This is a genomic window from Pedobacter sp., assembly GCF_965279535.1.
Taxonomy (GTDB): domain Bacteria; phylum Bacteroidota; class Bacteroidia; order Sphingobacteriales; family Sphingobacteriaceae; genus Pedobacter.
Genome location: NZ_OZ257244.1, coordinates 4,602,386 through 4,621,295 on the forward strand (window position 1 = coordinate 4,602,386; position 18,910 = coordinate 4,621,295).

Genomic DNA, 18,910 nt, shown 5'->3' on the forward strand with positions numbered 1-18,910 from the left:
CTTTCATCATGAACACCATCGTACAGGTAGATCAGTATATCGCAAATTCTGCAGAATTTGCCATTCCTATTTTAGAACATTTAAGAAGTTTGGTTCATCGTGCAGATGCCAGAATTGAAGAGAAAATTAAATGGGGCATGCCGTTCTTCGATTTTAAGGGAACAGTTTGCCACATGGCTTCATTCAAAAAGCATTGTGTTTTTGGTTTTTGGAAAGCCTCACTGATGAATGATGAGCTCCAGATCTTTAAAGATAGTTCAGAGGCAATGGGTGGTTTAGGGCAAATTAAATCGTTTGCGGATCTTCCCGGCGATGAGATTTTAATAGCTTATATCCAGCAGGCGATTAAGCTCAATGAAGATGACGTGAAGTTGCCCTCTAAACCAAAATCAACAGAAAAGAAGGAAATTACAACGCCACAGTATTTTCTGGACGCCTTAAAGCAAGATCCCTCGGCCTTAGCTACTTTTCAAAATTTTAGCTATTCAAATAAGAAAGAATATATTGAATGGTTAGAAGAAGCTAAAACTGAAGCAACTAAACAGAAAAGGTTAGATACAGCTGTTGAATGGCTGGCAGAAGGTAAAACCCGAATGTGGAAGTATAAAAAGTAAATCAGAGTATCGTTACAGCTTTTATGAAGCGACTCTTGTAGTAACCATCTAAAGGTGTAATGGTTACGCCATGTGCTTTCCCCGATGAAGCATGGATAAACTTAATGCCATCGCTATCAATAGAGTAAATGATTCCTACGTGGCCAATTCTTCGTACTCTTGGGTTGCTGCCAGTAAAAATAAGTACATCTCCAACTTTAGCATTTTCCAAGCTTACTTCTTTTCCTGTACTGCTAAACTCTACAGATGATCTGGGAACTTTAAAACCAAAATTACTAAAAACATAGCTTACAAAACCTGAACAATCGAAGCCCACTTTTGGGTTACTGGTGGCATAGCGATAGGGAATACCTAACATGCTTTTGGCGAAATCAATTAAGCTGGTAGAATTAGTGCCCGACTGATTACGACCTTCCGCATCTTTTACTTCCTTTGGAAGATTGGCAACTAATTTCTTTATTACCTCCTGATACTGTGCTGGTACAACAGTTTGTGATTTAGCAGTAGTGGCAGATAAAATGAAAAACAAAATCGGGACTATAATTTTCTTCATTGGCTCCAAAGATAGAAGAAAAAATATAATCTTATTAAAATGTTGAAAATGAGTTGAAATAAGAAAGCCCTGATCAATGACCAGGGCTTTCTCAAATTATCTTGTAGTGGGCTAAATTTGTGGAAAAATGCTCTGTGCTCTTTCACCGATTAGCGGAATAGGTTTTTTCTGCCCATTAACGGCACCGATAAAGCCAATAATCCATAGGACAAAAAGAACAATGTAGAGTGCGTAAAAAATGTAACCAATTGAAAGTGATGCGGTGATAACAAGTAAAATGTTACTTAAAATACCCAGCCCAATGTTAATTAAGTGGAGCAATAAGGTTTGTCTTAACTGGTAACTGCCCAAATCCGTTTTTTTGTCTTTGTGCATTGCAAAGTAGGCAATCAACCAGCCAATAATTGTTAAATAGCTTACAATGCTTACGGTCTTTCCGTCCTCTGTTGTGGTAGTAAAATTGTTTGTTTCCATAGGTTATTAAATTAGATTTCTATTCACAACAAATAAATGGATAAACTGTTGTGAAAAAGTTAAAATAATTTAAACAAAAGAAAAACTAAGGTGTTGTTACTGCCACCGGCAAAATTTTTCCATTAAAGAACTTGTGCGCAGACCTGGCAAAATCAGCAATATATTTTCCCATTTCAAATGCCATTACCGGGCTTTGGTAGCCAGGAAATGCAGTTTCGAGCATTTCAGTTTGTGCAGAGCCCAGGGCCAGGCAGTTTACCTTAATCTCGCGTTCGGCAAGTTCAAAGGCCAAACACTCTGTTAAGGTATGCAATGCAGCTTTACTTGCAGAATAGGCAGATAGCCCAGGGAATTTAACACTACCCTGAAAACCGCCCATGCTTCCAATATTTACGATGTGACTTCCTGCTTTCATTAAAGGCAATACATGTTGAATCATTCTGAAATGTGAAATTACATTGCTTTGAAGCATTTCACCCAAATCCATTTCTGTTGTATCCACAAAAGGTTTGTTAATTAAGGCTCCTGCATTATTAATCAAAATATCAATTGTACCTAATCTTTCCTGTAAAAAAGGTAATAGCGCAGCATAGTCATCATTTACAATATCAAATTCTACAGGTAATAACGTACAATCAGGATTAATTCCTCTTGCTATTTCCAATAACTTGCGGAGTTTATCTGCAGATCGGGCAATGGCCACAACCTTATTTTCTTTTTGTAAACTAAACTCTAAAGCGGTTTCAAAGCCAATTCCGCTACTGGCACCTGTAATAATGATATTCATCTAAATATTTTAAAAGCTGTAAAGTTAAAAGGAATTTTGAAGGTTTAATCTTCAATTAACTGATTAACCGGATTCTTGATCACATGTAAACCGTCATTAATTAATTTGGTATGATCGGGCTCTTTACTGGCTTTAATTTCCAGATACACCTGCACTTCCTTCTCCAATTGCTTGTTATTTTTTTGATGATACAAAATCTCCAGGATTTCAAGTGCACAAAGCCAGTCTTTTCTGTGGTCGGTTCTTAGTTGTTCAAAAATATCGCCCAAATCATCTAAGTCCTGTGCACTGTTTCTAATCTCACGCACCCGTTTATACAATCCATGAAGGGAGAGGGTTTTCTCATTATAAGAATAATGGAGCGTTTTCTCCTCGCTAATCAAGGTAATCTCCTCAAAAGCATCTTTATCTGCAGCGCCATTAAAAACGGAGGTTATTTTTTCACCAACTGCCATGTCGTAAGTTCCCCATTCGGGCTGGAATAAAATATTGCCATTACCTTCTTTTACAGTACAGTTATCAAACACGATCAGCACAATCTTATCTTCTTTTCTAAGGATTTGTTTAACAATACCTTCTACAGAAATTCCACTTTCAAAAATTAGTATTACAGGTTTATAAACTAAAATTCCGGCAGCATACAAATCTTCATCTGTGTAAGCTTCTAAAGCCTTGGTGCTGTTCGCCAATTTACCTACAGGAGAAGAAAAACCATCCTTATGGTAATCCTTCCCATGGCCTGTTAGCTGCTTTCCTTCAAACGCCAGCGCAGTTGGCCCGTTTGTTTTAATAAATGTAACATCATCATTTGGCGCTAAGCCAACATCGGTAAATGTGCCACTTACCTGCAAGCCAGAGCTATACATGGCTGTAGCTACGTTTTTGCAGGCGATAGCTTTCAGTATTCCTTCAGAACCTCCGCGCCTAAAGGCCATTGTATCTGCAAATTGCTCTAAAACATCAATCAGGTTTTGAAAATTAGGCGTAACAAATAGTTGTGGCTGAGGTTTAGTAATGTCATACTGGTAGTTCAGGGTGTCTATATTATACCATAACTTTTCTACTGCCGCATGCATGCAAGAGGCACTTTCTCCGATCGAGGAAAGCAGACCTGCACCATATATTTTAGGGTCTTCCAGGGTACCAATCAAGCCATATTCAACCGTCCACCAGTGTAAGCGGCCTAACAAAGCCATCTCCGAAGGTTCGCCCATATTTTCGCTAATATACTTCAGTTCCTGCTCGGCTTTAACAATATCCCGTTCATCCGTATCGTTAGCTTCTTTTAATATGGAAAGCTTTCTAATGGCTTCATAGAGTTCAAAATCTTTAGCCGAAAACATGGCCTTGGCACCTATAGCCCCGAAATAACTGAGGTAATTATTGTAATCGGTATCTGCAATAATTGGTGCATGGCCGGCACTTTCGTGGATAATATCAGGGGCAGGGGTATATTCTATGTGGTTGATTTGTCTGATGTCGGCAGCGATGACCAATACCCGGTAGGCCTGATATTCCATAAAAGCCGCCGGAGGAATAAAGCCGTCAACCGTTACTGCTCCCCAGCCAATTTTGCCAAGGTTATCGTTCATGGTTTGTAAATCAGGAATATATTCAATGCTAAGCCCTGCCCGTTGCAAACCTTTTATATAAGGGTAGTAGGCTACATTTTTAAGGTAACTATAATTCTGTCGCATTACGTAACGCCAAACTGCCTGGTCTATCGGCGTATACTTATCATAATTTTGTGCAACAATAAATTGCTTTAAATGCTTGGGCAGTTTTGCCACTTGCGCATTATTAAAATCGCTCATTGGTATTATAATAGTTAGTTGGAGGCTAAGTTAGGATGTTGTTTTTACCAAAGCAAGGACATTACCGCTATAATTAACAGCCTCAGGTAAATAAAGTTTAAAATGCTGCTTAAAATATTTTGAAAAGGAGTAGCCCTGCCTGTTGGTTCTGTCCCGTACCGCTTTCACTGCAATCTTTTTGCTTATGGTCTGCGTAAAAAGCAGGTAAGCGATAACAAAAAGTATTTTCACTTCATCGGGTTTATTGCTGTAAAGACCATTCAATTAGCCCAATCACTGTCAGTTTTAATGTTTTGGCTTTTTTCCGAATTTTTTTACGCTGAAGGTGAAGTAGTGCTGATAAATGTAACTAAACCCGGAAATCCCTACACCTACAATTAATCTGGATATTGTTGGGTAAATATTAAGAATATCGGTAAAACCTTTCATTAATACATAATTTAAGAGCATATTGATGAGCTGCAAATTCAAAAACCGAAATAATTGAACCCTCGATTTAACCTCACTATGCGTAAAGATAATGTACTTGTTTAAAATAAAGCTGTAAGGGATAACAATAGCAAATTCCACAGCAAGTGATATCGAATTGCGGCTAATGGTAAAGTCAAAATACTTTAAATCGTTAAGGAATACAAAGTTATAGGCGATGTAGAAAATTACCTGACCCAGAACAAATGTACTCCCACCAGTGGCCAAATACCTGAAATTATGGAGGGAGATATATTTTTTAAAAGGTGGGTGGAAAAAATCTATAAAGGCTAAAATGGCTCTGCGCATTGATTATTCGAAATGTTTGGGCAAAGGTAATTGTTTAAACCTAAAAAAGCGCCTTGAAATTTAAAGACGCCTTTTATCATTGTATAAGAAGTTTTTTGATATAGTTTTATCAATGATTCATGCTTTCCATTGCTTTCTCTAAATTAAGTTCAAGTCCTTTTGCAATGGCTAAACCTAAACTCATATCAGCCCTAAACCAGTGGCATAGCTGGCGATTGATGATGTCATCTTTCTTTGTTCCATTTATTCCGCCCATGGCACTAACAATATTTTTAATTGTATTTTGTTTGGCCTCCGGGTCCATTAAACGAAACAGATTTCCAGGTTGAGTATAATGATCATGATCACCTTCTGCATTTCTATCGTAATGGTCTGCCAATAACGAATCTAAGGGCCATGCTGGTTGTTTATAATGTGTGTCCACTTCAATGTTGTCAAAACTATTGGGGAAATAATTTGGATTTGCGCCACCATTTCCGTCTACCCGCATAAAACCATCTCTTTGATAATTGCTCACCATAAACGGACAACGGTTAACCGGAATCTGTTCATAATTCACCCCCAAGCGATAGCGTTGTGCATCAGGATAAGATAGTATGCGTCCTTGTAACATTTTATCTGGCGAGTAGTAAATCCCATCTACTACATGTGCCGGTGCAAAAGCAGCTTGCTCAACTTCCGCGAAATAATTATCAGGGTTTTGGTTTAATTCCAATTCTCCTACTTTAATCAGTGGATAATCTGCATGCGGCCAAACCTTGGTTAAATCGAAGGGATTAATAGGGTAAGTTTTTGCCTGTTCAAAAGGCATAACCTGTATATAAAGCGTCCATTTTGGAAAATCTCCTTTTTCAATGGCTTCAAACAAATCACGTTGTGCATGATCAGGATCCTGTCCTTTCATCTCTATAGCTTCTTCATTACTAAAGTTTTGGATGCCTTGTTTCGTTTTAAAATGAAATTTCACATAAAAACGTTCATGCTTATTGTTGTAGAAAGAAAAGGTGTGGCTGCCAAAACCGTGCATGTGGCGATAAGAAAATGGGGTTCCTCTGTCGCTCATTAAGATCAATACCTGGTGCAGGCTTTCCGGGTTCAAGCTCCAGAAATCCCACATCATGGTGGCGCTCTTCATGTTGGTTTGTGGATCACGCTTCTGTGTATGGATAAAATCGCCAAATTTTTTCGGGTCTTTCACAAAGAAAACCGGGGTATTGTTACCAACCAGGTCCCAATTACCATCTTCTGTATAAAATTTAACTGCAAAACCTCGTGGGTCACGTTCAGCATCTGCCGAACCTCTTTCACCTCCTACAGTAGAAAATCGTAAAAATGTTCTGGTTTTTTTTCCAACCTCTGCAAAAAGCTTTGCTTTGGTATAGGCTGTAATATCATGTGTAACTGTAAATGTGCCATAAGCTCCGGAACCCTTGGCATGAACTACACGTTCTGGAATGCGTTCACGATTAAAATGAGCCATTTTTTCATGTAAAATGAAATCCTGAATCAGTATGGGGCCACGTGGCCCTGCCGTCATACTGTCTTCATTATTGGCATAAGGAATACCTGAAGCACTGGTGAGTTTTTTCTTTTCGCTCATAGGTAGAAAATAGTAGGTTTTGCCCGATAAAAATCAACTTATTTAGCAGTAAAAAGCAAACCGTTAACCGCTATCTCAGAATAGAAGATATGGGTCAGCCTGCTGTATCTGCAGTGGTTGAATTTAGTGAAATTTACTGGTTTTCACTGTAAAATATAGGTTGCGCAACAAAATCAATTACCGCGCACCAGGTGTAAGATGGATGAGGCTGAATGCTTACACCAACGGTATTGAGCTTATATTTTTGATCCAATAGATTGAACCGGTGACCCAGTGAGGGAACGCCACAGTCTAACAACAAATGGCAAACAATATCAAGACTGTTTGAATAACCAAAATCTATATTTTCGCTCATAGCCCGGTTGGGAAAATACCGGGAAAGCCTTTTATTAAATTTATCTCCATTGCTGCTCTCATGGCTTTCCAGATTATTCCTGTTAAGATCAACCGCATGATTTCGGCTTAAAATAGTTAATCGTTCATCAGGATAAAACATGGGCAGGTTTTTTACCCCTCTTAAATGTTTAAGTAGCGAAACGTAGTATGAGTTGCTGCGCGTTATCCGAAGTTCATTGTAGTTTCTATATTTCCTAACTTTTGCGTTATAGTTGTTAATGTAATCTTCTAAAAAGGTGTAATAAAACTTTTCGCCATCCAGGCGAATGAGATTCATGTATAAAACGATGTTTTTTTCCTCATCAGTTAAATAGGGCGCGTTTGCTGCAGTATTCGCTTTTCGGAATTCTGCATCTGACCATCTTTGGGCAAGAAGACTGGAACATGGGAAAAATAACAGAAAAAAGGGTAGGAGCCGCTTAAACATGGAGGACGATTTTCATGGATAACGCCAAAGCAACGCTTTTATTTTTGGTGGCGGCTAAAATTAATTGCGAGTTGTGGGTTATGTGTTTGGGATAAAATATTTTAGCCGTTTTTTTAACTCATAACCCACTACCCGCAACGTCTCTATAAGAACATTCCTCCGGATGCCTCAATACGCTGTGCATTAATCCATCTTGCATCTTCAGTGCACAAGAAGGCAATTACACCACCAATATCATCAGGTAAGCCTACACGACCCAAAGCCGTTTGGCTAGCAATTATTTTATTAAGATCAGCATTATCGCGTACAGCACCACCACTAAAGTCAGTTTCTATAGCCCCAGGAGCTACTATATTTGACCTGATGCCTCTTGATCCGAGTTCCTTTGCCTGGTATTTGGTTAAGGTTTCCATTGCTGCCTTCATAGATGCATATGCTGCATATCCCGGAAGTGAAAAACGGGCCAATCCTGTAGAAATATTTATAATGGCAGCCCCATCATTTAGTAATCCAAGCGCTTTTTGTGTGAGGAAGAAGGCTCCCTTGAAATGAATGTTTACTAAATTGTCAAACTGTTCTTCTGTTGTTTCGGCAAAGGATGCATGTGCACCAACACCTGCATTGTTGATTAGGAAGTCAAATTTATCTTTATTGAATACGGATTTTAAAACGGATTTGATTTCCAGGAAAAATGAATCAAAGCTTTTAGTATCAGCTACGTTTAACTGTAAAGCGGCGGCATTTGCGCCAAGCTTTTTAATTTCTTCAACAGTATGCTCAGCATCTTCTCTTTTGGATTGATAAGTTACAATCACATCAATGCCCTTTCCTGCAATTTTTAGAGCCGCGTTTTTTCCCAATCCCCGGCTGCCGCCAGTAACAAGGGCAATTTTATTTTGTGTTTCCATTGTCTTTTTATTTGATAACAAAATTAGCTGGAAACAGATGAGAAAAATGGTGAGTAGTTAAGTTAAAATGGTGAAAGTTTAAGTTTTATATGGTGATAATTTCCTTTTTTTCTGCTAACGACAGGAAATATGCGGCCCGGTATTGCTTAGGCGTTTGACCTGAGAAGTGTTTAAAGAATTTGGTGAAGTTTGAAGGATCGTAAGTAAGTGTTCTGGCAATTTCGGCAATAGGAACGCTCACATTTTGAAGCATCGATTTAGAAATCTCCATCAAGCGTTCTTCAAAAAAGAAGCATGGAGAATGACCCGTAGCAGCTTTAATGGTATTACTTAAGTGAGTTGGATGAACATGAATCAGGTCTGCAAAGTCTCTGACCTCAAACATCTCAGTAGCTTTTCCTGATAGGATATCATCGAGGTGTTTGTCCAGTTCCTTTAAAAAATCTGCTGCAATTTCATGTCTCCGGGCAAAAAACTTTTCAGGGATTTTCATTTTTATCAATGGCTGTTTAAACAAATATAATCCTGGAAAAATCGAATAAGAAATTTAATTCTTGTTTATGACGCTTATGTTATTAACCGTACCAAAAATGAGGCGTATAAAAATTTGGAAATAAAAAAACCGCTGATTTGAAATATCAGCGGCAGAACCTTTGCTTAAGTCAAGTTATTATTTTTTGTATGGCAAATCAAAGGTGCCCTCGGTAACAGTTACTGATGTTTTAATTTGATAATCTTCATTTGGTGCTTTAAATGAAAATGTTCCTTTTATCCTTCCTCCCGAATCGCTGCTGATGGTTAAAGTTCCACTTTCAGCAGAGAAGGATCCTGTAGGTGTTTGATCTTTCATATATGCGCCAGTTCCTTCACTAGCAAGATCATAAGTGCCCGCCCCTTTGTATCCGATAACACCTAGTATCATTCTTTTTTCTCCATTAACAGTGATAATACTGAGGGTGTTACCAATAGGAGTGGCAACGGATATAGCCTCGCCAGTGAAACCGATAACGGTGCCGTCTACCTTTGCGCTTAAATTATTGGTGCTGTTATTGGTTTCGGGAAGCTTTATTGGAACTAAGCTGATGCTAAATTGTCCCTCTGTTATATTTTTTTGCGCCGAAGTTATCATATTCTCCCCTTTGAACTCAAAAGTGCCTTTGATGATCTGGTTAGCAGTGTAGTTGGTAATCTTCACTGTTCCTGTTGAATTACTTATGTATCCGTCTTGCAAACCTGAAGTACCAGGTGCATAAATCCCTAAATTCTGATCGGAAAACTGATAAGTTCCTACCCCCTTAAAATCATTGATCATGATGCTAAAGCCGCTTAAGCCTTTATTACCGATAATTTGAAGGGTAGTTTTTGATCCTACTACAAAGATTTGTGCAGAGGCAACAGAACATTGTAGTAATGTACCATCAATTTTTGCACTCATAGTAGATACATCCCATTCAGGATGATAATCAATTTTTTTATTGCAGGAAGTAATAATGAAGAGGCATAAAAATGCCAGTAGAAATGATTTTGGCTTATTCACGAGCGAACTAAATGTTTGGTTAACACAAAGGTAGCGAGAATTTTCTAATTAATATAGCTTTATGAAATACCTTGTAAAGTCTTCCGGTAATCACTTCCCTTTACCCAACCACAGTAAGCTGTTGATAATCATTTTGGATTGTATTTCATTTTCAAAAGTATAGGATAAAGTTTTGTTGGACCGATCAAATTTATGTTCATAGTCAATATCGTTGTGCCCCATATTTACATAAACCATTTTATAATTTTTATTGCTCCATACCACAGGGTAATATCCGCTGTGCCAAATTTCGTGTGCTTTAGGGCCAGTACCCAATGGAAAACTTGTAGAATCGATAGCCAGTAAAATATTAATATTCTGATTCTTCCTCAAGTCATTTTGCCATCTATACCACTCATTGGGCTGTGCCTTAAATGTTTTGGGTAAACCCTTCGTGATTGGATGTTTCGTGTTTTCCAGTTTTAAAATTGCAGAAGTGGGTCGCCAGGTATTGCTCGCATATTCGCCTGAACCTAAAAAAGTTTGATGGTACCAGTCCCAATTTTGAGGATAAGTTGATTTGGATAGTGCAAAGGCAGAAAAATGAAAGCCCATCCAGCTGCCGCCATTCTCCATATATTTCTGAAAGGCTAATCGTTGCTCAGGAAGCTCTGGCCGGGTATCTAAAAATAAAACCACTTGATATTGAGACAAAAATTCTGCATTTAAATTGTTCCAGTTGGAAGTAGAATCATATCTAAAATGATATTGCTGAGCTATTTTTGGAAACCACTTGTTGGCCTCATGAACAAAACTGATGTGAGCCTGATCGTTTTTTGAGGTATAAAAAGCAATGACTTTAAAACCGGATTTTGAAGCCTGACCGAAGCTGAAAACGGTACTCAGCACAACAAATAATGTGATTAATGATAATTTGGGCATTTGATTGGGGATTGATTAACCCAAATTACCTAAACCTAACTTAGATAGAGAATCCCTTTAACCTGAAGGTATAAATTTGTGGGCGGGAACAAATTTCAAACGTTTGATAAAATTCATTCCGAAGAGCTTATAAAAAAACCGCAGACTATAAAATCTGCGGTTGTATATCATGTACTAAAAAGCCTGAACTTTATTAAGCCAATAAGGTTTTCCAGCTAACTGCATTGCCCACAATATTACCTAAATCAGCAATGGCTACACGTTCCTGCTCCATGCTGTCACGATGGCGGATAGTAACAGTATTATCTTCTAAACTCTGGTGATCAACAGTAATACAGAAAGGAGTACCAATAGCATCCTGACGGCGGTAACGTTTACCTATGGCATCTTTTTCTTCATAAATACAATTGAAATCAAATTTCAAAGTATCCATAATCTCGCGTGCTTTCTCTGGCAAACCATCTTTTTTGGTTAATGGGAAAACAGCTACTTTGTATGGTGCTAGGGCCGGATGCAATCGAAGTAAAGTACGGCTGTCCTGTTTCTCTTCGGTACTCAAATCTTGCTCTTCAAAAGCATTGATCATGGTTAACAAGAACATACGATCTAAACCAATAGAAGTTTCAATAACGTAAGGAACATAATTTCCATATGGCTTACCTTCTTCGTTTAAGTCGTTGTCAAAATACTGCATTTTCTTGCCAGAATATTCCTGGTGCTGACTTAAATCGAAATCAGTGCGGCTATGAATTCCCTCTACTTCTTTGAATCCAAATGGGAATTCAAACTCAATGTCGGTAGCAGCATTAGCATAGTGTGCCAACTTTACGTGGTCGTGGTAGCGATATTTCTCTGGAGAAGTACCCAATGCCTGATGCCACTTTAAGCGGGCTTCTTTCCAATATTCAAACCATTTTTTGTCTTCACCAGGGCGAACAAAAAATTGCATTTCCATTTGCTCAAACTCACGCATACGCATGATGAACTGGCGTGCAATTACTTCATTTCTAAATGCCTTACCAATTTGGGCAATACCAAAAGGAATTTTCATTCTTCCTGATTTTTGAACATTTAAAAAGTTAACGAAAATCCCTTGAGCTGTTTCCGGGCGAAGATAAACCTCATCACTTCCCTCAGCCATTGCACCAAATTGGGTGCTGAACATCAAGTTAAACTGACGAACTTCAGTCCAGTTTTTTGTGCCACTAACCGGGCAGGCAATTTCATGTTCTTCAATTAAAACTTTTAACTGAGGAAGGTTTTCAGCTGTTAAGGCAGCATCCATATCTGCCTGTAACCTGGCAGCCTTCTCAGTTTTACCTTCTTTTTCGTATTTAGCTATTTTATCTTCTAATAACTGATCCGCACGGTAACGTTTCTTTGAATCTTTATTATCGATCATTGGATCGTTAAAACCATCTACGTGGCCACTGGCTTTCCAAACTTTAGGGTGCATGAAAATTGCAGAATCAATACCTACAATGTTTTCGTGCATTTGCACCATCGCTTTCCACCAGTAAGTTTTGATGTTGTTTTTTAACTCGGCACCTAACTGGCCATAATCGTAAACGGCACTTAAACCGTCATATATTTCGCTGCTTTGGAATACAAAACCATATTCTTTAGCATGGGAGATTACATTTTTAAATTGTTCGTCGTTATTCTTTTGAGCCATAATGCAGCAAAGATAATTATTTTGAGCTTTCTACTTAAACTTTAAACTTTTAACTTTCTACTTTTAACTTTTAAACAATTAACCCGATAAACCAATACCTGATACTAGATATTAAATACTTGCTGCTTAATAAATCAATTTCCTTTACTTTTGGGGCATGAAATTTTATCAAATCCTTTTTTTCTCTGCCACAGTCTTATTTGGATCATGTAAGCAAGAAGAAAAAGTAAATCATTATATCAATTTTAACAATACAGCAGAGTTATACCAGTTCCTGAAATGGACGCCGGAAAATCGCTTCCCATTAATTAGCGCGCATCGTGGCGGACCAATGCCTGGTTATCCTGAAAATTGTATTGAAACCTTCGAAAATGCTACTACCTACAATCCGGTTGTGATAGAATTTGATATCGCCTATAGCAAGGATTCTGTGATGGTTATCATGCATGATGATAAACTCGACCGGACATCTACCGGCAAAGGGCCGATTGGAAATTATACATATGAAGAACTGAGGGTTTTTAATTTAAAAGATAATGAAGGTAAGGAGACAACTTTTAAGATCCCAACATTAGATAGTGTTTTGAGTTGGAGTAAAGGAAAGGTACTATTAACCATCGACTTAAAAAAAGGCGTTTCTTATGCAAAAGTAATTGAGAAAGTAAGGCAATATAAAGTAGAAAGTAATTCAATTATCATAACTTATACAGCCAATCAGGCACAGGAAGTACATCACCTGGCACCCGATTTAATGATTTCAGCTTCAGTTCAAAAAAAATCTGAATTAAAAAGGCTTAACGAGCTGGGGATTCCAAATGATAGGATTGTAGCTTTTGTTGGTGTTGCTGCGCCAAATAAAGGCTTTTATCAATTTTTACATGAAAAGGGAATTACCACTATTTTGGGTACAATGGGCAACTTAGACAGAAGTGCAGAGACAAGTCCGGCAAGAATGGTGTATTATCATTTGGTGAATAATGGTGCGGATATTTTATCGGGCGATAATTTGCCTCAAACGGCAGAAGAGTTAGATAAATTTCGTTATAACAAAAAGTTAAGTTCCACTCACGTTAATTAGGGCGACAGTAAGATGGGCATTTCAGTAAAAAATCTTTCCAGGCACTATGGCAAGCAAAAAGCAGTAGATGCAATTAGTTTCGAAGCCAAACCTGGCCGTATTTTAGGTTTCCTGGGGCCAAATGGTGCAGGAAAATCGACCACAATGCGCATGCTTACGGGGTATCTGGAGCCTACATCAGGAGCAGCAAGCATTTCAGGGAATGATGTTCAAAAGGATATGCTTGAAGCTAAAAAGCATATCGGGTACCTCCCGGAAAATACGCCACTCTATCCCGATATGTATGTTAAAGAGTTTTTGAATTTCATTGGTCAAACCTATCGTGTTCCTGATTTAACCCCTAGGGTAGAGGAGGTAATTAAAATGGTGGGCTTAAGTCCGGAGCAGCATAAAAAGATTGGAGCTTTATCAAAAGGATATAAGCAACGCGTGGGATTGGCACAGGCTATTATCCACAATCCTCAGGTGTTGATTTTAGATGAGCCTACCAGTGGCTTGGATCCAAATCAATTAGTTGATATCCGGGCGCTCATTAAAACCTTGGGAAAGGATAAAACGGTGGTGATTTCTACACACATTATGCAAGAGGTAGATGCCATTTGTGATGACATTATCATCATTAACAAGGGAAAAATTGTAGCAAGCGATACACTTGAAGGCATTAAGAAAGCACATAACTCCAATTCGTTAGAAGACATTTTCAGAAAACTTACCGCATAACCCAATGATTACAAGACTAACATCTCGCTTCATATTCTTTGTTCTATTAGCTACTTCATTTACCTTAAAAGCACAAAATACCACAAACATTGGTGTTTCGGCAGAATTCGGACTTCCTTCCGGTAATTTCTCTAACGTATCGGGTGTAGGTTTGGGAGCTTCCATAAAAGCGGATCTGCCAATTAGTGAAGAATTTGTATTGACATTAAATGCTGGGTTGATGAATTTTTTTGGAAGAAATAGCCGGGTAGTTAGTTTGCAGGATTTGACATACCTACCGGCAAAATTGGGGCTCAAATACCAGGTAAGTGGGGGCTTTTATGCAGAAGGCCAGTTAGGTGCTGCGGTACCTTTAAATAGTGGTCAAAAAACACTTTTCGTGTGGTCGCCTGGCATTGGAAACTTCTTTAATCTCAGCAGCGGAAACAAACTGGATCTTGGAATCCGTTATGAGGCCTGGGCAGGTCAAACCGAAAAAGTTTCGGTAATCAATACTTCGAGTTCTAAAGGTTTTGTAGGTATTCGTTTTGGCTATGTTTTCGGTCTTTAGCCAATCTTTTCAAAAATATCCAAACAAGTAATTTTATCCCCAAAAAGGGAAAATACCTCTACGTTTCCTAAACTTTACGGTTGATTCCTGTAATGTAATTTTTGGTTTTATTTAGTTGTAAAACAGCTAATTTAATTGTTTTGGGGGCCTTCTGTGTGTCCTTTCATTTTAATGGCATTTATGTTGTTTTTGGTTATAGAAACCAAAACTAAATTAAATGAAAAAATTATTATTGTCTTTATTAACGGTTGCAAGTTTAACAGTTGCAACTACTCAGGCTCAAACTGTTGCACTCAAAGCCAATCCTTTGGCATTTTTTGGCGGTACCGATCTCATCAGCGGAGAAGTTAAAATTGGAGAGAACAGTACAGCCATTGCCGGGCTTGGAGTTGCAGGTTACAAAATTGCAGGCTCAAAATATTCCAGTGTTGGTGGTGAATTACAATATCGTTACTATTTTAAAGAGGCACTTCATGGATGGTATGCGGGTGCAAAAGTGGGTTACCTCTCTGGTAAAGTAAAATTAAATAATTTTTTTAGTGAAGAAAGCAACGAAACAAATTACGGTGCCTTTAATGTTGGGGCTAAAGCCGGATACCAATGGGTGTTCGGTAGCGGATTTACCCTGGATTTAAATCTTGGGGCAGCTTATTCATCATTCAAGTACGATGACAACTCCGGTGATTTCTCAACGTTAAAAGCCAGTGGAATTTTACCTAATATCGGGTTCGGTCTGGGCTTCTCTTTTTAAGAACTTCTCATAATTTGACTTAAGTGTTTCCTCGCCAGCAGATGTTGGCGGGGATTTTTTATTTATTCCCTTTAATTGTGTAGTTGTCCTATTGCAAAGACGTTTCTTAAAAGGTTATAATCCTTTCATTCATCAAATTTGATTCTCTTTTATTTATTTAATCCTTTGTATTTCAGCTTGTTATTATGGTTTGTTTGGGTGGTTGTAACTTTTTGGCATAAGTCTTGTCAAAACTCGCGATATATAATTTTAACAATCATAATTAACAAATCACAATGAAAAAAGTATTACTTTCTTTATTAATGGTTGCAGGCTTAGGCTTTGCAGCTTCAGCTCAAACAGAAGGAGCAGTAAACAAAATTAGTGTTGGACCAGAATTTTTATTTCCAGTTGGAGATGCTGGTGAAGGTTTCAACTTAGGTTACGGTGGTTCGGTGCAAGCAGAATTCAATGTAGCACCTTCTTTAAATTTAACAGCATCTGCTGGTTATATTTCATTAGGCTACAAAAAAGAAATAAAAGATGCAGCGAAAGCTTTTGGTGTAGAGTTGTCAAATCCTGGATTTGTACCTGTAAAAGCAGGCGCTAAATATTATTTTGGTGGTAACTTCTACGGTGCTGCCGAACTTGGTGCTGTTTTTGGTACAGATGAAGGTAGCGGTACTGCTTTTGTTTATGCACCAACTTTAGGTACATCTTTCGCAGTTAGCGATAAATCAGCAATTGACTTAGGTGTACGTTATGAAGGATGGTCTAAAAATGGTACTTCATCATTTATTGGCATCCGTGCAGCATTTGCTTTCGGACTATAAGAAAAATGAATTTTAGTTTAAGAGCCTCCAAGCAATTGGGGGCTTTTTTTATGAAATTTAATTTGCAGTAATAATTGAGTAACTTCGGCATTTTTACCGCCTATGTACGCAGTTTTTAAACGCGAATTATTCAGTTTCTTGAATTCGATGGTAGCCTACATTACCATTGCTGTCTTTCTACTGGTTTCAGGCTTGTTGCTCTGGTTTTTTCCTGATACCTCCTTACTTGACTATGGATACGCCGATTTAAGTGGGTTTTTCAGTCTGGTACCTTACCTGTTTATGTTTCTCATCCCAGCGATAACCATGAGGTCTTTTGCTGAGGAAAGAAGAGAGGGAACCTATGAATTACTGGTTACTAAACCCATCACCATCTGGCAAATTGTGATGGCTAAATATTTATCAAGTTTAACATTGGTGCTTTTGGCCTTAATTCCAACAGTTATCTATTATTTTTCAGTTTCAAAGCTCGGTTTTCCGGAAGGGAATGTGGATACTGGTGCAGTAGTGGGTTCATATATCGGACTATTTTTATTAGGTTCTGCTTTCACTGCTATAGGGATTTTTTCATCAGCCTTAACAAAAAATCAAATTATCTCATTTATAATCGCCGCTGCTTTATGTGCTTTTTCTTTTTTAGGTTTTGATTACTCCAGCCAGTTCTTAAGCCTGCAAAATGTTGAGGCTGCGATTGCCAGTTTAGGCATTAATGCACACTATTTATCCATTAGCAGGGGAGTTTTAGATACGAGGGATCTCATTTATTTTATCACCTTCGCATCGCTGTTTCTTCTGTTTACGCAAATGATTATGGGAGGAAAGAAGTAATGCTGAGTAGAAAAAAATGGATTAAACCTTTAATCCTGATTGTTGCGCTACTATTGATCAACGTATTGGGAGCCAATTTTTATCACCGTTTTGATTTTACAGCGGATAAGCGATTTACCTTAAACGATAAAACAAAAACACTTCTGTCCAATAATCAGAAACCCATCATAGTTACGGTTTTTTTAGATGGCGAACTTCCTCCGGCATTTAAACGATTACGATCGGGTGTAAAGGATTTATTGGCAGATTACAAGGCTTATTCTTCCCAGGAAATTAAGGTCGTTTTTTTAGATCCATTAAAAGGATTAAGCGCTGAAGACCAGGATACGGTGATGCATAACTTGTATGATCAGGGCATAGAACCCACTAACCTCAGTGTTAAAACAGAAGCAGGGCTAACGCAAAAACTTGTTTTTCCTGCAGCGATGATTGAAGGTGGCGGAAAGATGTTGCCCGTTAAATTACTTCAGAATCTGGATGTTTCTGGTAGTTACGAAGATAATATCAATCGTTCTATCGAGAATCTAGAATATGTATTTACTTCCAGTTTAAAAAAGGTAATTACAGGAAGCAATCCACGAATTGGTTTTACAGAATCAAATGGAGAATTGTCTGATCTTCAACTCGCTGATGCCATTCATACGCTATCTAACAGTTATGAAGTGGGGCGTGTTGACTTACAATCAATAGATCAGGGAGGACTTGATAAACTTAAGGTTTTAGTTATTGCAAAGCCTAAAAAAGCATTTACCGAAACCGAAAAATATAAGATTAATTATTTTGTAATGAATGGGGGGAGGGTGTTATGGAGTATTGATCAGGTAAATGCAGAATTAGATAGTTTAAGAGGGCGAAATGGTCAGATGGTTTTTAACCAGAGCCTAAACCTGGATGATATGCTCTTCATGTACGGCGCAAGAATTAATTATAACATCATCGCCGACCCGGCAAATTGTGCTGAAATCCCGGTATCCACCGGAAATGTGGCCGGCCAAAGCCAAATTCAACTGCTTCCATGGTTTTATTATCCTATTGTGCTGCCCGATACTTCAAAAAGTGTAGTGAAAAAACTAGATGGTATAAAAACAGAATTTCCAAGTACAGTAGACACCATTGGGGCAAAAGGGATAAGTAAAAGCTACCTTTTAAATACTTCTGCTTTTAATCGTGTTTTCGAACTGCCAAAGTTATTTAGTTTGCAAATGGTGGCAGAACAGCCAGATCCTAAGTTGTTTAGCAACCGCCCGCAAAACGTTGCTGCGCTCCTCGAAGGAAGTTTTCCATCAGTTTTTGCAGGAAGGCCATTACCTGTCGGGATTACAGCACCTTATACCGATTTACAATCAGGTAAAACAACTAAAATGATTGTTATTGGAGATGGAGATGTATTTAAAAATCAGGTTGTGGAGAAAGATGGTACACCATTACCTTTAGGCTTTGATCGATATAGCCAGCGAACTTATGGTAATAAGGCACTTTTATTAAATATAATTGATTATTTTACCGACGATGATAATTTAATCAGCCTTCGGGATAAGGAAGTTAAGATTAGATTAATGGATAAAGGCAAAATTAAGATCGAAAAAACGAAATGGCAGTTTATAAATGTAGTTGCCCCCTTGCTTTTGTTAATATTCTTTGCGATTTTTCAACATTATTACCGCAAGTACAAGTACGCTAAATAATTT

The 18,910-nt window shown here is 38.1% G+C and carries 21 protein-coding genes; 8 read left to right on the plus strand and 13 right to left on the minus strand.

Annotated features, from left to right (window positions below; translation table 11 throughout):
* Window positions 1-8 precede the first annotated feature (8 nt).
* On the plus strand, window positions 9-614 hold the full coding sequence (locus ACQY77_RS19090) for a YdeI/OmpD-associated family protein (protein WP_421940725.1): 606 nt from the start codon (window positions 9-11) through the stop codon (window positions 612-614).
* A 1-nt stretch (window position 615) separates the two neighbouring features.
* Here the strand turns inward: ACQY77_RS19090 and ACQY77_RS19095 are convergent, their stop codons facing one another.
* From ACQY77_RS19095 to ACQY77_RS19155, 13 genes are all read right to left on the minus strand, one after another.
* On the minus strand, window positions 616-1,167 hold the full coding sequence (locus ACQY77_RS19095) for a C40 family peptidase (RefSeq protein WP_421940724.1): 552 nt from the start codon (window positions 1,165-1,167) through the stop codon (window positions 616-618).
* 111 nt (window positions 1,168-1,278) lie between these two features.
* A complete protein-coding gene (locus ACQY77_RS19100; RefSeq protein ID WP_421940723.1) occupies window positions 1,279-1,641 on the minus strand; it encodes a DUF4870 domain-containing protein in 363 nt (120 codons plus the stop codon).
* A gap of 85 nt (window positions 1,642-1,726) precedes the next feature.
* A complete protein-coding gene (locus ACQY77_RS19105; protein WP_421940722.1) occupies window positions 1,727-2,428 on the minus strand; it encodes an SDR family oxidoreductase in 702 nt (233 codons plus the stop codon).
* A gap of 44 nt (window positions 2,429-2,472) precedes the next feature.
* On the minus strand, window positions 2,473-4,242 hold the full coding sequence (locus tag ACQY77_RS19110; protein WP_421940721.1) for an aromatic amino acid hydroxylase: 1,770 nt from the start codon (window positions 4,240-4,242) through the stop codon (window positions 2,473-2,475).
* A gap of 30 nt (window positions 4,243-4,272) precedes the next feature.
* Complete coding sequence (locus ACQY77_RS19115; protein WP_421940720.1) at window positions 4,273-4,473, minus strand: hypothetical protein; 201 nt, start codon at window positions 4,471-4,473, stop codon at window positions 4,273-4,275.
* A 54-nt stretch (window positions 4,474-4,527) separates the two neighbouring features.
* A complete protein-coding gene (locus ACQY77_RS19120) occupies window positions 4,528-5,019 on the minus strand; it encodes a GtrA family protein (protein ID WP_421940719.1) in 492 nt (163 codons plus the stop codon).
* 109 nt (window positions 5,020-5,128) lie between these two features.
* Window positions 5,129-6,619, minus strand: a complete 1,491-nt coding sequence (locus ACQY77_RS19125; RefSeq protein ID WP_421940718.1) for a catalase — start codon at window positions 6,617-6,619, stop codon at window positions 5,129-5,131.
* A 133-nt stretch (window positions 6,620-6,752) separates the two neighbouring features.
* A complete protein-coding gene (locus ACQY77_RS19130; RefSeq protein ID WP_421940717.1) occupies window positions 6,753-7,442 on the minus strand; it encodes a CAP domain-containing protein in 690 nt (229 codons plus the stop codon).
* A 143-nt stretch (window positions 7,443-7,585) separates the two neighbouring features.
* Complete coding sequence (locus ACQY77_RS19135) at window positions 7,586-8,350, minus strand: SDR family NAD(P)-dependent oxidoreductase (RefSeq protein WP_421940716.1); 765 nt, start codon at window positions 8,348-8,350, stop codon at window positions 7,586-7,588.
* 85 nt (window positions 8,351-8,435) lie between these two features.
* A complete protein-coding gene (locus ACQY77_RS19140) occupies window positions 8,436-8,843 on the minus strand; it encodes a helix-turn-helix transcriptional regulator (RefSeq protein WP_421940715.1) in 408 nt (135 codons plus the stop codon).
* Between the two features lie 177 nt (window positions 8,844-9,020).
* Complete coding sequence (locus ACQY77_RS19145) at window positions 9,021-9,785, minus strand: DUF6252 family protein (RefSeq protein ID WP_428430041.1); 765 nt, start codon at window positions 9,783-9,785, stop codon at window positions 9,021-9,023.
* 192 nt (window positions 9,786-9,977) lie between these two features.
* The gene (locus tag ACQY77_RS19150) at window positions 9,978-10,808 is read right to left on the minus strand and encodes a ThuA domain-containing protein (protein ID WP_421940713.1); all 831 of its coding nucleotides are present in this window, start codon (window positions 10,806-10,808) and stop codon (window positions 9,978-9,980) included.
* A gap of 193 nt (window positions 10,809-11,001) precedes the next feature.
* On the minus strand, window positions 11,002-12,483 hold the full coding sequence (locus ACQY77_RS19155) for a glycine--tRNA ligase (protein WP_421940712.1): 1,482 nt from the start codon (window positions 12,481-12,483) through the stop codon (window positions 11,002-11,004).
* A gap of 157 nt (window positions 12,484-12,640) precedes the next feature.
* Between ACQY77_RS19155 and ACQY77_RS19160 the strand changes: the two genes are divergently transcribed.
* The 7 genes from ACQY77_RS19160 (at window position 12,641) to gldG (ending at window position 18,907) form a co-directional block, all read left to right on the plus strand.
* Window positions 12,641-13,561, plus strand: a complete 921-nt coding sequence (locus ACQY77_RS19160; protein ID WP_421940711.1) for a glycerophosphodiester phosphodiesterase family protein — start codon at window positions 12,641-12,643, stop codon at window positions 13,559-13,561.
* Between the two features lie 12 nt (window positions 13,562-13,573).
* Window positions 13,574-14,281, plus strand: a complete 708-nt coding sequence (locus tag ACQY77_RS19165; RefSeq protein ID WP_421940710.1) for an ATP-binding cassette domain-containing protein — start codon at window positions 13,574-13,576, stop codon at window positions 14,279-14,281.
* Between the two features lie 4 nt (window positions 14,282-14,285).
* Window positions 14,286-14,831, plus strand: a complete 546-nt coding sequence (locus ACQY77_RS19170; RefSeq protein WP_421940709.1) for a hypothetical protein — start codon at window positions 14,286-14,288, stop codon at window positions 14,829-14,831.
* Between the two features lie 217 nt (window positions 14,832-15,048).
* Complete coding sequence (locus tag ACQY77_RS19175) at window positions 15,049-15,582, plus strand: DUF3575 domain-containing protein (protein WP_421940708.1); 534 nt, start codon at window positions 15,049-15,051, stop codon at window positions 15,580-15,582.
* Window positions 15,583-15,857: 275 nt separating this feature from the next.
* On the plus strand, window positions 15,858-16,394 hold the full coding sequence (locus ACQY77_RS19180; protein ID WP_421940707.1) for a hypothetical protein: 537 nt from the start codon (window positions 15,858-15,860) through the stop codon (window positions 16,392-16,394).
* Window positions 16,395-16,496: 102 nt separating this feature from the next.
* The gene (gldF, locus tag ACQY77_RS19185) at window positions 16,497-17,222 is read left to right on the plus strand and encodes a gliding motility-associated ABC transporter permease subunit GldF (protein ID WP_421940706.1); all 726 of its coding nucleotides are present in this window, start codon (window positions 16,497-16,499) and stop codon (window positions 17,220-17,222) included.
* Window positions 17,222-18,907: a gliding motility-associated ABC transporter substrate-binding protein GldG gene (gldG, locus tag ACQY77_RS19190; protein ID WP_421940705.1), complete on the plus strand. Its 1,686-nt coding sequence runs from the start codon at window positions 17,222-17,224 to the stop codon at window positions 18,905-18,907. The genes gldF and gldG overlap by 1 nt, the downstream gene beginning before the upstream one ends.
* The last annotated feature ends 3 nt before the right edge of the window (window positions 18,908-18,910 follow it).

Coding starts and splice junctions, on each gene's coding strand:
- ACQY77_RS19105 (WP_421940722.1), bottom strand. CDS start 2,428: ATGAATATCATTATTACAGGTGCCAGTAGCGGAATTGGCTTTGAAACC.
- ACQY77_RS19125 (WP_421940718.1), bottom strand. CDS start 6,619: ATGAGCGAAAAGAAAAAACTCACCAGTGCTTCAGGTATTCCTTATGCC.
- ACQY77_RS19160 (WP_421940711.1), top strand. CDS start 12,641: ATGAAATTTTATCAAATCCTTTTTTTCTCTGCCACAGTCTTATTTGGA.
- ACQY77_RS19100 (WP_421940723.1), bottom strand. CDS start 1,641: ATGGAAACAAACAATTTTACTACCACAACAGAGGACGGAAAGACCGTA.
- ACQY77_RS19110 (WP_421940721.1), bottom strand. CDS start 4,242: ATGAGCGATTTTAATAATGCGCAAGTGGCAAAACTGCCCAAGCATTTA.
- ACQY77_RS19175 (WP_421940708.1), top strand. CDS start 15,049: ATGAAAAAATTATTATTGTCTTTATTAACGGTTGCAAGTTTAACAGTT.
- ACQY77_RS19145 (WP_428430041.1), bottom strand. CDS start 9,785: ATGAGTGCAAAAATTGATGGTACATTACTACAATGTTCTGTTGCCTCT.
- ACQY77_RS19095 (WP_421940724.1), bottom strand. CDS start 1,167: ATGAAGAAAATTATAGTCCCGATTTTGTTTTTCATTTTATCTGCCACT.
- ACQY77_RS19170 (WP_421940709.1), top strand. CDS start 14,286: ATGATTACAAGACTAACATCTCGCTTCATATTCTTTGTTCTATTAGCT.
- ACQY77_RS19135 (WP_421940716.1), bottom strand. CDS start 8,350: ATGGAAACACAAAATAAAATTGCCCTTGTTACTGGCGGCAGCCGGGGA.
- gldG (WP_421940705.1), top strand. CDS start 17,222: ATGCTGAGTAGAAAAAAATGGATTAAACCTTTAATCCTGATTGTTGCG.
- ACQY77_RS19120 (WP_421940719.1), bottom strand. CDS start 5,019: ATGCGCAGAGCCATTTTAGCCTTTATAGATTTTTTCCACCCACCTTTT.
- gldF (WP_421940706.1), top strand. CDS start 16,497: ATGTACGCAGTTTTTAAACGCGAATTATTCAGTTTCTTGAATTCGATG.
- ACQY77_RS19150 (WP_421940713.1), bottom strand. CDS start 10,808: ATGCCCAAATTATCATTAATCACATTATTTGTTGTGCTGAGTACCGTT.
- ACQY77_RS19140 (WP_421940715.1), bottom strand. CDS start 8,843: ATGAAAATCCCTGAAAAGTTTTTTGCCCGGAGACATGAAATTGCAGCA.
- ACQY77_RS19155 (WP_421940712.1), bottom strand. CDS start 12,483: ATGGCTCAAAAGAATAACGACGAACAATTTAAAAATGTAATCTCCCAT.
- ACQY77_RS19180 (WP_421940707.1), top strand. CDS start 15,858: ATGAAAAAAGTATTACTTTCTTTATTAATGGTTGCAGGCTTAGGCTTT.
- ACQY77_RS19130 (WP_421940717.1), bottom strand. CDS start 7,442: ATGTTTAAGCGGCTCCTACCCTTTTTTCTGTTATTTTTCCCATGTTCC.
- ACQY77_RS19090 (WP_421940725.1), top strand. CDS start 9: ATGAACACCATCGTACAGGTAGATCAGTATATCGCAAATTCTGCAGAA.
- ACQY77_RS19165 (WP_421940710.1), top strand. CDS start 13,574: ATGGGCATTTCAGTAAAAAATCTTTCCAGGCACTATGGCAAGCAAAAA.